Source organism: Leifsonia virtsii, from assembly GCF_030433675.1.
In the GTDB taxonomy this organism is placed as follows: Bacteria; Actinomycetota; Actinomycetes; order Actinomycetales; family Microbacteriaceae; genus Leifsonia; species Leifsonia virtsii.
The window spans coordinates 955,632-970,013 of the sequence record NZ_JAROCB010000001.1 but is presented as its reverse complement, the minus strand read 5'-3'; the positions used below and the strand labels follow the sequence as shown (position 1 = coordinate 970,013).

Genomic DNA, 14,382 nt, shown 5'->3' with positions numbered 1-14,382 from the left:
TGCGCTGCCCCTGGGCGCACGCGCAAGGGCTAAGCTCGCTCGCTCTCGGAGGGACCCGGACGGAGTGCTGGTCGGCTTTGCAGCTGTACTCACTGTGACCTCGGTCGTCTCCGGACTGACCGGGGCCTCTGTCATGCCCGCCGACCTGCCGCAACCGGTCTCCGCGGTCTCCTCCGTCACGGTCGCGACGGCTGAATCCGCCGTCTCGGGGGACCCCATCGCTTCGGGTGTCTCGGACCTGCCCTCGGCACCCAACGGCCGGGGCGCCGCGGCCTCGCTGCTTGGCTCCGTCGCGAGCGTCGACGCGTCCGCCCTCCCGGCCTTCCTCGACGCCAACCGGGCGAAACTGGAGTCGCTGCTGGTCGAGTCGCCGGCGGCGGCCGACGTCAGCCGGCTCTGGAAGCTGATCGACCCGGCCAAGCAGAAGCTTCTCATCGAGGCGGCACCGCACGTCATCGGCAATCTGGAGGGCGTCCCCTACGCCGTGCGCGGCCGGGCGAACTCCCTCGACCTGAAGCAGACCATCTCGCACGTCACCACGCGCCTGCGGACCGAGCACGGCCGCGCCGAGCGCGTCGGCCTGCAGCGCCAGCTGGAGACGCTGGAGAACGTGCGGAAGGCACTGTCGAAGCACGACGGGGTGACCAGGACCCTGGTCGGGCTGGATCCGTCCACCGATGCGAAGGCGTCGATCGTCGTCGGCGACCTCGCCACCGCCCGTTACGTCAGCGTGCTGGTCCCCGGGATGTACATGTCGGTGGGCGAGCAGATCCAGGACTGGGCGAAGGTCGCCCAGGAGCAGTACGACCTGCAGACCGGCTTCCTGCGCCGCGTGCTCGGACCGCGCGGGAGCGGCGGAGCGCCCGGCGTCGCGGTCGTCGCGTGGATCGGGTACCAGACGCCGGTGCTGACCAACATCGGCGGCACGACGCTCGCCACGCAGGGCGCCGACAGCTTGGAGCGCACCCTCCAGGGCATCCGGGCGATCCGCAAGGCGGATCAGCCGTTCCTCAGCGTCTTCGCGCACTCCTACGGCTCGACCGCCGCCCTGATGGCGCTCGAACGCCACACCGTCACGGTCGACGCGCTCGCGCTCATGGGCTCGCCGGGCAGCGCCGCGCAGTCCGTCGCGGGTCTCGCCGTGGCGCACGGCAACGTGTTCGTCGGCGAGGCGCCGATGGACCCGATCGTGAACAGCGCGTTCTTCGGCAGCGACCCGGGGTCGCCGAGCTATGGCGCGACGCCGATGGGCGTCGGCGGTGCGGTCGACCCCCTCACGCACGCCACGCTCGCTGGTTCGTCGGGCCACAACGCGTACTTCACGGCCGGGACGGAGTGCATGCGCAACCTGGCGATGATCGGCATCGACCGCGGCGACCTGGTGCTCGCACCGGGCCCGTACTCGGGCGACACCGTGAAGACCGCCTCCGCGCGCTGAGCCCCTGTCGGCGGGTGCGCCCATAATGGTGGGGATGCGATCGGACGACGACCACCCCGCCGTGCCCGGCCCTGGCGCGCCCAGCGGTGAGGCCGCCGGGGAGACTGCGGGGGAGCCCGGGCGCCCCGGCGCGAGCAGGCGCTCATTCCTGAAGGGAGCGGGCCTCGTCGCGGCCGGCGCCGTCACGGGCGGCGCAGCGGGCGGCGCCGCGGGCGCGGCCTTCGGGTCGGCGGCCGGCCAGACCGCGCCGACGGCGGACGAGTCCGGCGAGGAGTACCCGCCCCTTCCGCCGCGCGCGGGCGGTCCCGGCTTCGACCACCTCGTCGTGCTGATGTACGAGAACCGCTCGTTCGACAACCTCCTCGGCCTGCTCTACGACGAGGAGAACCTGCCGGAGGGCCGGCGCTTCGAGGGGCTGGCGTTCGGCGACTACAGCAACCCGGATCCCGCGGGCGGCCCCGACATCCCGGCGCACGCCTACGACGGCACCACCGACTTCATCATGCGCCAGCCCTCGCCCGACCCCGGCGAGGTCTACCCGCACGTGAACACGCAGCTCTACGAGGTGGTGGACCCGCCGTCGAACGCCGACGCCCGTCTCCGGCAGATGCTCCCGCCGTACAACGCGCCGGCCGCCGGCGCCAAGCCGACCATGCGCGGCTTCGTGCGCGACTACATCGGGGTGCTCCGCAAGGACACGGGCCAGGAGCCGACGACCGATCAGTACCGCCGCATCATGGGCGGGTTCACGCCGGAGATGCTCCCGGTGTTCTCCACCCTCGCGCGGCAGTTCGCGGTCTACGATCACTGGCACTGCGCCGTCCCGTCGCAGACCTTCTGCAACCGCTCGTTCTTCCACGCGTCCACCTCGCACGGCTATGTCGACAACGGCGGAGCCGAGGGGCCGGGCAAGTGGTTCGACCCGAAGAACGACAGCCCGACGATCTTCAACCGGCTGGAGGAGGCGGGCCGCAGCTGGCGGGTCTATTTCGACGACCGGCAGCTGATCTCGCTGACCGGGTTCATCCACGCGCCGGCGCTGCAGCCGTACTGGAAGACCCACTTCCGGACGATGACGCAGTTCTACACGGATGTGGCCGAGGGCACCCTCCCGGACTACGCCTTCGTCGAGCCGCGGCTGCTGTACGACCACAACGACATGCACCCGCCGGGTGGTCCGATGACCGAAGAAGAGGTCGCCGGCGACATCGTCGTGGGCGGCGCCATCTCCGATGTGCGCGCGGGCGACCTGCTGCTGCACCGGGTGTACTCCGCGATCCGCTCGGCGCGGAGCGCGAAGGGGTCGAACGCGCTCAACACGATGCTGCTCGTCACCTTCGACGAGCACGGCGGGACGTACGACCACGTCGCGCCCGGGGCCGCCACCCCTCCGGACGACAGCGGGCCGGGGGAGAACGGCTTCGGGTTCGACCGCCTGGGCGTGCGCGTGCCGGCGATCGCGATCTCGGCGTACACGGCGCGCAACACGATCATCCACGAGGAGATGCACCACTCGGCGGTCGTGGCGACGCTCAGCAAGAAGTACGGGCTGAAGCACCTGACCGAGCGCGACCGCGGGGCGCGGACGATCGACAACGCCATCAACCGCACGGCGCCCCGCCAACCGGGCACCTGGCCGGACACGCACCCGCAGTATCTGCCGCCGAATCCCGAAGCCGACGCGCCGGCGCCGCAGGACGAGGACCGGCCGCTCAGCCCGCCCGGCGTCGGCCTCGTCGGCCTCCTGATGGCGCGCTACGGCGAGCCGGGCGCGCCCGTGCCCGCCACCTACAAGCAGGCCTACGAAGCGGTCAACCGGCTGGGGCGCGGGCTGTTCGGCTCGTCCTAGAATCGATAGCGGCGGGATGCCACGCGATCCCTGCCGCCCACCACCGAATCCCACGGAGACGCACCCTTGTCTGAAACCAGCGCACGCGAGATCAGCGCAGAACAGGTCGCGCACCTGGCGAACCTCGCCAGGATCGACCTCAGCCCCGACGAGCTCGAGAGCCTCACGAAGGAGCTCGGCCAGATCGTCGAGTCCGTCGCGAAGGTGCAGGAGGTGGCGGGACCGGAGGTCCCGGCCACCAGCCACCCGCTCCCGCTGACCAACGTGTTCCGCAAGGACGAGGTGCGGCCGTCGCTGACGGTCGAGCAGGCGCTCTCCGGCGCCCCGGCGCGCGAAGGCGACCGCTTCAAGGTCGCGACCATCCTGGACGAGGAGTAGGCCATGACCGATCTGACCAGGCTCTCCGCCTCCGCCCTCGCCGAGAAGCTCGCCGCGCGCGAGGTCTCCTCCGTGGACGCCGTGCGCGCGCACCTCGACCGCATCGAGTCGGTGGACGCCGACGTCCACGCGTTCCTCCACGTCGCGGGGGAGACCGCGCTCCGCACCGCCGCCGAGGTCGACGGCCGCCGGGCCGCGGGCGACCCGCTCGGCCCGCTCGCCGGCGTCCCGATCGCGATCAAGGACGTGCTGGCGACCCACGACATGCCGTCCACCTCCGGATCGAAGATCCTCGAGGGCTGGATCCCGCCGTACGACGCGACCGTCGTGCGCAAGCTGCGCGAGGCCGACCTCGTGCCCCTCGGCAAGACCAACATGGACGAGTTCGCCATGGGCTCCTCGACCGAGCACTCCGCGTACGGCCCCACCCGCAACCCGTGGGACCTGGAGCGCATCCCCGGCGGCTCCGGCGGCGGCTCGGCCGCCGCGGTGTCCGCGTTCGAGGCGCCGCTCGCGCTCGGCTCCGACACCGGCGGCTCGATCCGCCAGCCCGCGGCCGTGACCGGCTCGGTCGGCGTGAAGCCCACCTACGGCGGCGTCAGCCGCTACGGCGCGATCGCGCTCGCGAGCTCGCTCGACCAGGTCGGTCCGGTGTCGCGCAGCGTGCTCGACGCGGGCCTGCTGCACGACGTCATCGGCGGTCACGACCCGCTCGACTCGACCTCGCTCACAGACACCTGGCCGTCGATGGCCGACGCCGCGCGCGCCGGGCACCGCGAGGGCGCCCTCAAGGGCGTCCGGGTCGGCGTCATCCGCGAGATCGCGGGCGACGGCTTCCAGGCCGGCGTCAAGCAGCGCTTCGACGAGTCCCTGGCCCTGCTGGAGTCGGCGGGCGCCGAGATCGTCGAGGTCAGCGCCCCGAGCTTCGAGTACGCCGTCGCCGCGTACTACCTCATCCTGCCCGCCGAGGCGTCGAGCAACCTCGCCCGGTTCGACTCGGTGCGCTTCGGCCTGCGGGTCGACCCCGCCGAGCCGCCCGTGACGGTCGAGCGCGTCATGTCCGCCACGCGTGACGCGGGCTTCGGTCCGGAGGTCAAGCGTCGCATCATCCTCGGCACCTACGCGCTGAGCGCCGGCTACTACGACGCCTACTACGGCAGCGCCCAGAAGGTGCGCACGCTCATCCAGCGCGACTTCCAGGCCGCGTTCGAGAAGGTGGACGTGCTGGTCAGCCCGAGCGCGCCGACCACGGCGTTCAAGCTCGGCGAGAAGATCGACGACCCGATGGCGATGTACCTCAACGACATCACCACCATCCCGGCGAACCTCGCCGGTGTGCCGGGCATGGGCCTGCCGATCGGCCTCGCGCCGGAGGACGGCCTGCCGGTCGGCATGCAGCTGATGGCGCCCGCGCGCGCCGACGCCCGCCTGTACACCTACGGCGCGGCGCTGGAGCAGCTGCTGGAGGAGAGCTGGGGCGGGACGCTGCTCAGCTCGGCGCCCGACCTGAGCGCCACCGAGATGTTCGCGAGCGAAGAGGGAGCCGTCTGATGGCCAAGGCCGACCTGCTGGATTACGACAAGGCCCTCGAGCTGTTCGAGCCGGTGCTCGGCTTCGAGGTGCACGTCGAGCTGAACACCAAGACCAAGATGTTCTGCGGCTGCGCCAACGAGTTCGGCTCCGGCGCCAACACGAACACCTGCCCGACCTGCCTGGGCCTCCCCGGCGGCATGCCGCAGGTGAACGAGAAGGCGATCGAGTCGAGCATCCGCCTCGGTCTCGCGCTCGGCTGCGACATCGCCGAGTCGAGCCGGTTCGCACGGAAGAACTACTTCTACCCGGACCTCGCGAAGAACTTCCAGACCTCGCAGTACGACGAGCCGATCGCCCACGACGGCTCGATCACCATCGAGCTGGAGAACGGCCGCGAGATCACCGTCGAGATCGAGCGGGCGCACATGGAGGAGGACGCGGGCAAGCTCACGCACGTGGGCGGCGCGACCGGCCGCATCCAGGGCGCCGACTACTCGCTGGTCGACTTCAACCGCGGCGGCGTGCCGCTGGTCGAGATCGTCACCAAGATCATCGAGGGCGCGGAGGGCGACGCTCCGGAGGTGGGCCGCACCTACGTGCGCGCCATCCGCGACATCGTGAAGGCGCTCGGCGTCTCCAACGCCCGGATGGAGGAGGGCAACGTCCGCTGCGACGCCAACGTCTCCCTCCGTCGCCGCGGCACCACCGAGCTCGGCACCCGCACGGAGACCAAGAACGTGAACTCGCTCCGGTCGATCGAGCGCGCGGTGCGGTACGAGATCCAGCGCCAGGCGGCGATCCTGGAGGCCGGCGGAACGATCGTGCAGGAGACCCGCCACTGGCATGAGGACACCGGCACCACGAGCGCCGGCCGCCCGAAGTCGGATGCGGACGACTACCGGTACTTCCCGGAGCCCGACCTCGTCCCGGTCGCGCCGAGCCGCGAGTGGGTGGAGGAGCTGCGCGGCACCCTGCCGGAGCAGCCGGCCGCCCGCCGCAAGCGCCTGACCGCGGAGTGGGGCTTCACTGCCCTGGAGTTCCAGGACGTCGCCAACGCCGACCTGCTGGACGAGGTGGAGGCGACCATCGCCGCCGGTGCCTCTCCCGCCGCGGCGCGCAAGTGGTGGACGGGCGAGATCGCCCGCCTCGCCAACGCCCAGAACGTGCCGGCCGGCACCCTGGTGAGCCCGCAGCACGTCGCCGAGCTGGCCGCCCTGGTCGACGCCGGCACGCTGACCGACCGCCTGGCCCGCCAGGTACTCGAGGGCGTCATCGCCGGCGAGGGCCGTCCGCAGGAGGTCGTCGACGCCCGCGGCCTCGCCGTCGTCTCCGACGACGGGGCGCTCATCGCGGCCATCGACGAGGCCCTGGCCGCTCAGCCGGACGTCCTCGCGAAGATCCGCGACGGCAAGGTGCAGGCCGCCGGCGCCGTCATCGGCGCGGTGATGAAGGCCATGCGCGGCCAGGCCGACGCAGCCCGGGTGCGCGAGCTGGTGCTGGAGCGCGCCGGCTCGGCGGAGTAGCCGAGGGCGGACGGATGACCGGGACGGGACGCCCTCCGGTCGCCGTCGTGCGTGTCACCGCAGAGAGCGCGGCGGAGGATGCCGCCGCGCTCTCCGCGGTGCTGATCGCCACCGTCGCGGCCGGAGCCAGCGTCGGCTGGATCGAGCCGCCGACGGCAGACGAGGCGACGTCGTGGTGGCTGCGGCTCTTCGACGACCCGGACGCGACGTCGTGGGTGGCCCGGGGCGACGACGGCCGGGCGCTCGGCACCATCACACTGCTCCTCTCGCCGAAGCCGAACGGCCCGCACCGCGGGGAGGTCGTCAAGCTGATGGTGCACCCGGACGCTCGCGGGCGCGGCGTCGCACCCGCCCTGATGCGCGCGCTTGAGCAGCACGCCCGCGTCACCGGACTGACGCTCCTCGTCCTCGACACGGAGACCGGCAGCCTGGCCGAGACCCTCTACGCGCGGTGGGGCTGGCACGCCGTCGGCGTCATCCCGGACTTCGCGGTCATGCCGTCAGGCAGGCTCGGCGGCACGACTGTGATGTACAAGCGGCTCTCCGACGAGCCCGCCGCCGACGCGCTGCTGCCCGGCTCGCTGTTTGCCGACTCCCAGCCTCCGCGGGCAGAGTAGCGGCATGGGCGTCTTCACTCTCGGCGGGCTCACCACCGCGCCGGCCTCCACCCGCACCGATCTGCTGGCCCCTGCCACGCTCGCCGCGTTGGAAGACCTCGGCTGGCTGGAGCAGGTCGGCGTCGTGGAGATCGACCCCGACATCTCCGACACCGCGGCGACGCGCGACGCCTTCGGGCTTGACGCCTCCCACCTGGCCAACTGCGTCGTCGTGGCGGGCAAGCGCGAGGGGGTCGAGCGGATCGCCGCGTGCGTCGTGCTCTCCACCACGCGGGCGGACGTGAACAACACCGTGAAGCGGATGCTGGACGTGCGCAAGGCCTCCTTCCTGCCGATGGACCGGGCAGTCGAGCTGACCGGGATGGAGTACGGCGGCATCACCCCGATCGGCATCCCAGCCGAGTGGCCCGTGCTGGTGGACTCCCGTGTCGGCGAGCAGGACGTCGTCATCATCGGCTCCGGCGTGCGGCGGTCGAAGATCCTCCTGCCGGGGCGCCTGCTGGCCGAGCTCCCTGCCGCCCGGTCGATCGACGGTCTCGGCCTCGAGGTCGCCGCGGGATGAGCCGGTCACGATGACAGGAACGACCACCGGCGTCTCGGGCGGCGTCCTCGGCCCGGTCCGCTCCCGCCTGATCGAGACGCTCGCCGGGCGGTCGGACGAGGTACCGGCGTGGGTGCTGCGCCTCGAGTTCGGCGAAGACGAAGGCTTCTTCGGGCCCGGCAGCGCGGCTTGGGCGGTGCACGGCGGGATGCCGACCCTCGTCGCCGGCGTGCGTGCGCTTCTCCTCCAGGCGCTTCACCCGGGGGCGCTGGCGGGCGTGCGCGACTTCTCGCGCTACAGGGAGGACCCGCTGGGCCGGCTCGCGGGCACCATCCAGTGGATCCACACGGTCACCTTCGGCAGCCGCGGCCAGGCGATCGCGGGGTCGGAGATGGTGAAGTCCCTGCACCGCCGCGTGACCGGCACGTTCGTCGACGGGCACGGCGTCGCGCGGCCGTACTCGGCGAACGACCCGGAGCTCGCCCGCTGGGTGCACCTGGCGTTCACCGACGCCTTCCTGACCGCGCACGAGCGGTGGGGCGGGCCGCTCCCGGGAGGGGCCGACGGGTACGTGGGCGAGTGGGCCACGGCGGCGGACCTCATGGGCGTGCCGGACGCGCCGCGCACGACCGCCGAGCTCCGCACGGAGATCGATGCGACGACCGACGCGGGGGAGCTGCGTGGCGGTCCGGAGGTGGAGGAGATCGTCCGCTTCATCCGCCGCGCGCCGCTCCGCCGCATGCTGCGACCGTCGTACCGGGTGGTGTTCGACGCCGCCGTGTCGACGCTCGAGCCACGGCACCGCGCGATGCTCGGGCTCCCGTCCACTCCGCTGCAGCGGGTCGTGCCGCTGCACGCGACAACCGCGGCGGTGCTCCGCGGCGCCCGGGTGCTGCTCGGCCCGCAGACGCAGGCCGAGCTGGCCGCCCGGCGCCGACTCGACCGTCTCGCCGCATCCTGAGCCCGGCTCGCGCGACCGGCCGTCGGCGCGAGAGGATGGCGGCATGAGCGACGCCGCCAGCGAAGAGGCCCCGACCGATCACCCGACCGAGCGAACCCGCACCGTCACCTGGGAGGACCCGGCGCCCGGGGTCGCACGGATGCCTGCGATGACCGGGCTCGAGTATCTGCGGTCGATGATCCGCGGCGAGCTCCCGCCGCCTCCCATCGCCGAGCTCATGCGGATGACGCTGGTCGCAGCCGACCCGGGCACCGCGACCTTCGTCTGCGAGCCGGACGAGTCGCACTACAACCCGATCGGGTCCGTGCACGGCGGCTTCCTCTGCACGGTGCTCGACTCGGCCCTCGGCTGCGCGGTGCAGACGACGCTCGCGCAGGGGCAGGGGTACACGTCCATCGAGATCAACGTGAACTACCTGCGCCCGGTGTACGCGCACTCCGGGTCGCTGACGTGCACGGCGACGGTGTCGAAGCCGGGCAGCCGGGTCGCGTTCGCCGACGCCGTGATCGCCGACGCGACGGGCAAGCCGGTCGCGACCGCGACCGGCTCTCTCCTCGTCTTCCCGATCGGCGACTAGCCGGCGCGCGATTCGTGCCGAATGTGCGCTTTCAGCGCGCCAAAACGCACATTCGGCACGAATCGCGGCGGCGTTACTGGTGCGCGGCGAGCAGCTGGTCGCGCACCTTGCGGCGGATCACCTTGCCGACGATCGAGCGTGGCAGCTCGTCCACCTGCACGACGTGCTTCGGCACCTTGTACGGGGTCAGGCAGTCGCGCCCGTACGCCCGGATGGCCTCCTCGTCGAACGAGGCCCCCTCCTCCATGACGACCGCGGCCACCACGTCCTCGCCGCCGCGCCGGTGCGGGAGGCCGACCACTGCGACGTCCGCGACGCCGGGGAACGAGCGCAGCGCGTCCTCCACCTCGGTCGGCGAGACGTTGAAGCCGCCGGTGACGATGAGCTCCTTGATGCGGTCGACGATGCGGACGAAGCCGTCCTCGTCCATCGTCACGATGTCGCCGGTGCGGAACCAGCCGTCGGCCGTGAGCACCTTCGCGGTCTCGTCCGGCTTGCGCCAGTAGCCCGAGAACACCTGGGGGCCGCGGGCGAGCAGCTCGCCCTCCTCGCCGAGCGGCCGGTCCACCGAGGGGTCGTCCGGGTCGGCGACGCGCAGCTCGGTGCTCGGCAGCGCCAGGCCGACGGTGCCCGGCTTCCTGGTCGCGCCGACCGGGTTCGCCATGAGCACCGGCGAGCACTCGGACAGCCCGTAGCCTTCGACCAGGTAGCCGCCGGTCTTCTGCTCCCACAGGTCGACGATGCTCTGCGGCAGGCTCATCGCTCCGGAGATCGCGATCTGGATGCCCGACAGCGACACCTTCCGCTTCTCCGCCGACTGCACCAGCCGCTCGTAGATCGGGGGAACGGCGGGGAGGAACGTGGCCGGACGCTTCTTGACCACGTCCAGCACAAGGTCGGGGTCGAACTTCGGGAACAGCACGAGCCTGGCGCCCATGCTCATCGCGAAGGTGAGGCAGAGCGTGAGCCCGTAGGCGTGGAACAGCGGCAGCACCGCGTAGACCACGGAGGTACCGCGCTCGATCGTCGGCACCCACGCGCGCGACTGCGCCGCGTTGACCGACAGGTTGCCGTGGCTCAGCATGGCGCCCTTCGGCAGCCCGGTCGTTCCGGAGGTGTATTGGATCAGAGCGAGGTCGTCCCGCTCCGGCCGCGGGTAGCTCGCCTTGAGCTTGCGGGAGGCGACGAGCGCATCCCACCGGACGGTCCCGGACGTCTTCGCGGTCAGCTGGTCGCGAGCCGTGCGCGCCGCCTTCACCGGCAGGCGCAGGGCGATCCGCTTGGACGCGGGCATGGCCCGGGTGAGGTCGACGGAGACGACCGTGGTCACGCCGAGGTCGGCGGGCAGCTCCTGGACGGTGCCGGCCACCTTGTCCCAGACGATCGCGACCGTCGCGCCGTGGTCCTCGAACTGGTGCCTGAGCTCGCGCGGCGTGTACAGCGGGTTGTGCTCCACCACGACCGCGCCGAGGCGCAGCACCGCGTAGAACGCGGCGACGTGCTGCGGGCAGTTGGGCAGCACCAGCGCGACGCGGTCGCCCTTCTTCACTCCCAGCTTGCGGAGGCCCTCCGCTGCCCGCGCGATCTGGTCGCCGAGCTCGGCGTAGGTGGTGGTGGCGCCGAAGAACTCCAGTGCGACGTGGCTGCCGTAGGTGCGGACCGACTCGTCGATCAGGTGCGAGAGGGAGCCCTCCGGCTCCTCCACCCGGGCCGGCACGTCCGGTGCGTAGGAGGCCACCCAGGGCATCGCGTCGTAGGGGGAGTGGTCGCGGGCGCCGGCGCCCGTCGCGCTGTCGGTGGTCACGGCCGCAAGCCTACGCGGAGGCGACGAGCGCCCGCACGGCGTCCTCCAGCGGGGTGTCGCCGGCGACGACCTCCCACTGCCGGCCGATGGTGCCCGGCTCGTGCAGCGCGACCGCGATGAGGCGCGCGACGTCCTCGCGGGCGATGCTGCCGCGCGGGACGCTGTCGCCGAGCGTGACGAGGCCGGTCCCCTCCTCGGTGGTGAGGCCGCCGGGGCGCAGGATGGTCCAGTCGAGACCGGAGGCGCGGAGCGCCGCGTCGGCGTCGCGCTTCGCCTCGACGTAGGCGGTCCACACGGGGTCGTCGCCCTCGACCGGCGCGTCGACGCCCCAGGCGGACACCTGCACGAAGCGGCGGATGCCGGCCTGCGCGGCCGCCTCCTGCGACTTCACCGAGCCGCCGTAGTCGACGGTGCGCTTGCGCTCGATGCCGGAGCCGGCGCCCGCGCCCGCGGCGAAGACGACCGCGTCGCAGCCGGCGATCGCGCCGGCGAGGGCGGAGGCGTCGGCCGACTCGATGTCGAGGAGCACGCCCTCGCCGCCCAGGCGGTAGACGTCGTCCGCGTGCTCGTCGTTGCGGACGATCCCGACGAAGTCGTCGCCGAGGTCGTAGAGCACCCGCATCAGCTGCTGGGCGACTTTTCCGTGGGCTCCGATGATCGCGACTCTCATGCGTCCATCCTTCCACCGCCTCCATTCCCCCGCCTCCATTCCAACGGCGACACGCGTCCGCCGGGCGCGAACGCTCTGGGCCTGGCCGCGCCCGCTCTGTTACCGTCGGACCATGACCGCCCTGCTCGAGCTGCTCGGACGCTCCGTCGCGTTCGCGCTCGGCGCGTTCGGCGGCGGCAGCCCCGCGGCCTTCGTGGCCCTCGCCGGTGTGGCCGGGGCCCTCGGGCTCGTCGCCGTGGTCGCCGTCGCGGCGACCCGGTCGGTCGCCGCGCTCACCGCCTCCCTCCGCCGCCGTGCGGTGTGGTCGCGGCCGGTGGAGCCGGTGGTCGGGTGGCTCGTGGAGAGCACCTCCGATCCCGACGCCGACGGCCGTCCGCGGCCCAGGGCGCCCGGCGCCTCCCTGCCGGTCGCGTAACCGGCGCCGCCGCCCGCTCTCCGCGGGACCGGCGCGCCCTCGCGACCAGACGCGTCCACCCACCGTCTTCATCGCAGGGATCACTCACTCATGGACTTCTTCTCCTGGCCGCCGATCGCGGCCGTCCTCGACGGGGCGTACGGCCTCGTCACCGTCCTCTCCGCCGGCGTGGAACCGTTCGCCGGCGCCGCCGCGGGGCTCGTCGCCGTCGTCGTGCTCACCGTCCTCGTCCGCCTCCTCCTCGTGCCGGTCGGCGTCAGCCAGGTGCGCGCGGAGTACCACCGCCGGCGCATCGCCCCGCAGCTCGCCGAGCTGCAGCGCCGCCACTCCGGCGACCGGGAGACCCTCGCCAGGAAGACGATGGAGCTCTACCAGCGGGAGCAGGTATCGCCCTTCGCCGGGATGCTGCCGCTGTTCGCGCAGATCCCCGTCGTGACGCTGGTGTACGCGGTGTTCACGCATCCGACGATCGCCGGCCACCCCAACGGCCTGCTCGACCAGCACGTCCTCGGCGCGCCGCTCGGCACCAGCTTCGTCGGGCTGACCGGCGCCTCGGCGGGGGTGTGGCCCGCGATGCTCGTCTACCTCGGCGTGCTCGCGCTGATCGCGGTCGTCACCACCGTGTCGCGGCGGGTGCTGACGCTCCCGCAGCCGGAGGGATCGGCCGCCCCGGGCGGCATGCTGCGCGCCCTCTCGTTCCTGCCGTACATCACGGTGGTGTTCGCCGCGTTCGTCCCGCTCGCGGCGGCCGTCTACATCCTGACGTCGACGGCGTGGACCGTCGCCGAGCGCTGGACACTGCGCCGTCTCCTCGACCCCGAGCGGGGCGCCGGGGGCAGCGCCCGCGCGACCACCTCGCACTGAGCGGCCGCGGAGCCGGGTGTGGCAGGCTGGCGGCATGTGGAAGCGCGCAGCGGGTGACCGGCGGGAGGCGGACGCGAGCCGTCCTGCCGCGGGCCGCCCCGGTCTCGGGGTCGGTGTGCAGGTGTACGTGCGCGAGCACGAGCCGGAGACCGGCGACGACTGGGTGGGGGAGCCGACCGGCGTGATCATCGCGCCCGGCGACCGCAGCCTCCGGAACGTCTACGGTCCGCTCGACGGCCTGACCACCTGGACCGTGTCGTTCTCGGAGCCGCAGCACCGGCGGGACGGGCGCGGTCCGTATGCGACCGCGGTCATCCCGGCGTCGCAGCTGATCGCCGAGGAGCCCTGGCCGCAGGACTGAACCGGTTCGGCATCCCCCTACCTCCGCACGCGGCGCGAACCTACAATGACGGCATGTTCGTCGAGGGCACCCTTCGATGGCAGGTCACGGAGGACTGCCCGTGGGACCTGCTCATCGCCCTCGCCGTGCGCGATCTCGCCGGGCTGTCGGACGCCGTGCGGCCGTCGCTCCCGGCGCTCGACCCCGCGGTGACGCCGGCGCTGCGGTCGCGCGGCGCGCGGTCGGGGCGGAAGGTCGCGCGCCCGGCTCCCGGCGGTGCGCCCGGCGATTCCGCGGGCGCCGGCGACGACCCGCTGGCGGTGCAGTGGCAGGCCTGGTTCGAGATCGTCGCCGACCGCTCGCGGCGGTTGACCGCGCCGCTGCTGCGTCCGCCGCACTTCGAGGCGTTCGACCGGGCGCTCGAGCTTCAGGATGCGGTGATCGCCCACTACGACGCCGCCGCCGGCTGGGCCGCCGCCCGGCACGCGGAGTACGTGGAGGCGACCGCGGCGACCCACGCCCGCCGCGCCGCCGACATCGTCGACGTGGTCCGGGAGCGGGAGCACGAGCTCCGGCGCCAGGCGGGCTACTTCCGGCTCGACCTCGACGTGCTGCCCTTGGCCGAGAAGGGCGCGTGGATCGTCGGACCGCACACCGTCGTCGTCTCAGCGACCCTGCGCGACGACTCCCACGCGTTCCGCGCCTGGCTCCGCCCCCTTGTCACCGCCCTCGTGTGAGCCCACCCGGCCCGCCGAGTTGCACGTCGTGGGGGGGGTTGGCCCCCCCAAGCCCCCCCCCCCGGCCAAACCCGCCGCGGGGGGGGGGGGGGGGGGGGGGGGGGGGGGGGGGGGGGGGGGGGGGGGGGGGGGGGG

General features: G+C 72.9%; 15 protein-coding genes. 13 read left to right on the top strand and 2 right to left on the bottom strand.

Going from position 1 to position 14,382, the window contains the following annotated elements:
- The first annotated feature begins 94 nt into the window (after positions 1 to 94).
- The 9 genes from P5G59_RS04715 to P5G59_RS04675 all read left to right on the top strand — a co-directional run bounded on the left by P5G59_RS04715 (position 95) and on the right by P5G59_RS04675 (position 9,417).
- The gene (locus P5G59_RS04715) at positions 95 to 1,438 is read left to right on the top strand and encodes an alpha/beta hydrolase (protein WP_301216483.1); all 1,344 of its coding nucleotides are present in this window, start codon (positions 95 to 97) and stop codon (positions 1,436 to 1,438) included.
- 34 nt (positions 1,439 to 1,472) lie between these two features.
- Positions 1,473 to 3,287, top strand: a complete 1,815-nt coding sequence (locus tag P5G59_RS04710) for an alkaline phosphatase family protein (protein ID WP_301216481.1) — start codon at positions 1,473 to 1,475, stop codon at positions 3,285 to 3,287.
- Between the two features lie 66 nt (positions 3,288 to 3,353).
- On the top strand, positions 3,354 to 3,665 hold the full coding sequence (gene gatC, locus P5G59_RS04705) for an Asp-tRNA(Asn)/Glu-tRNA(Gln) amidotransferase subunit GatC (protein WP_435871235.1): 312 nt from the start codon (positions 3,354 to 3,356) through the stop codon (positions 3,663 to 3,665).
- 3 nt (positions 3,666 to 3,668) lie between these two features.
- Positions 3,669 to 5,216: an Asp-tRNA(Asn)/Glu-tRNA(Gln) amidotransferase subunit GatA gene (gene gatA, locus P5G59_RS04700; RefSeq protein WP_301216479.1), complete on the top strand. Its 1,548-nt coding sequence runs from the start codon at positions 3,669 to 3,671 to the stop codon at positions 5,214 to 5,216.
- A complete protein-coding gene (gatB, locus tag P5G59_RS04695) occupies positions 5,216 to 6,721 on the top strand; it encodes an Asp-tRNA(Asn)/Glu-tRNA(Gln) amidotransferase subunit GatB (RefSeq protein ID WP_301216477.1) in 1,506 nt (501 codons plus the stop codon). The genes gatA and gatB overlap by 1 nt, the downstream gene beginning before the upstream one ends.
- Before the next feature lie 14 nt (positions 6,722 to 6,735).
- A complete protein-coding gene (locus tag P5G59_RS04690; RefSeq protein WP_301216475.1) occupies positions 6,736 to 7,338 on the top strand; it encodes a GNAT family N-acetyltransferase in 603 nt (200 codons plus the stop codon).
- 4 nt (positions 7,339 to 7,342) lie between these two features.
- Positions 7,343 to 7,900, top strand: a complete 558-nt coding sequence (locus P5G59_RS04685) for a YbaK/EbsC family protein (protein ID WP_301216473.1) — start codon at positions 7,343 to 7,345, stop codon at positions 7,898 to 7,900.
- A 10-nt stretch (positions 7,901 to 7,910) separates the two neighbouring features.
- Entirely contained in the window at positions 7,911 to 8,840 is a 930-nt protein-coding gene (locus tag P5G59_RS04680; protein ID WP_301216471.1) for an oxygenase MpaB family protein, read from the top strand.
- A gap of 43 nt (positions 8,841 to 8,883) precedes the next feature.
- On the top strand, positions 8,884 to 9,417 hold the full coding sequence (locus tag P5G59_RS04675) for a PaaI family thioesterase (RefSeq protein WP_301216470.1): 534 nt from the start codon (positions 8,884 to 8,886) through the stop codon (positions 9,415 to 9,417).
- Between the two features lie 73 nt (positions 9,418 to 9,490).
- Here the strand turns inward: P5G59_RS04675 and P5G59_RS04670 are convergent, their stop codons facing one another.
- A complete protein-coding gene (locus tag P5G59_RS04670; RefSeq protein WP_435871243.1) occupies positions 9,491 to 11,164 on the bottom strand; it encodes a long-chain-fatty-acid--CoA ligase in 1,674 nt (557 codons plus the stop codon).
- Positions 11,165 to 11,231: 67 nt separating this feature from the next.
- Positions 11,232 to 11,891, bottom strand: a complete 660-nt coding sequence (locus P5G59_RS04665; RefSeq protein ID WP_301216466.1) for an SDR family oxidoreductase — start codon at positions 11,889 to 11,891, stop codon at positions 11,232 to 11,234.
- A gap of 112 nt (positions 11,892 to 12,003) precedes the next feature.
- Here P5G59_RS04665 and P5G59_RS04660 point away from each other — a divergent pair, with 112 nt between their 5' ends.
- The 4 genes from P5G59_RS04660 to P5G59_RS04645 all read left to right on the top strand — a co-directional run bounded on the left by P5G59_RS04660 (position 12,004) and on the right by P5G59_RS04645 (position 14,247).
- Complete coding sequence (locus P5G59_RS04660) at positions 12,004 to 12,306, top strand: DUF6412 domain-containing protein (RefSeq protein ID WP_301216464.1); 303 nt, start codon at positions 12,004 to 12,006, stop codon at positions 12,304 to 12,306.
- 90 nt (positions 12,307 to 12,396) lie between these two features.
- Positions 12,397 to 13,170, top strand: coding sequence for a YidC/Oxa1 family membrane protein insertase (locus P5G59_RS04655; protein WP_301216462.1), 774 nt, complete (start codon positions 12,397 to 12,399; stop codon positions 13,168 to 13,170).
- 34 nt (positions 13,171 to 13,204) lie between these two features.
- Positions 13,205 to 13,531, top strand: coding sequence for a hypothetical protein (locus P5G59_RS04650; RefSeq protein ID WP_301216460.1), 327 nt, complete (start codon positions 13,205 to 13,207; stop codon positions 13,529 to 13,531).
- Positions 13,532 to 13,584: 53 nt separating this feature from the next.
- Positions 13,585 to 14,247, top strand: coding sequence for a hypothetical protein (locus P5G59_RS04645; RefSeq protein WP_301216458.1), 663 nt, complete (start codon positions 13,585 to 13,587; stop codon positions 14,245 to 14,247).
- Positions 14,248 to 14,382 lie beyond the last annotated feature (135 nt).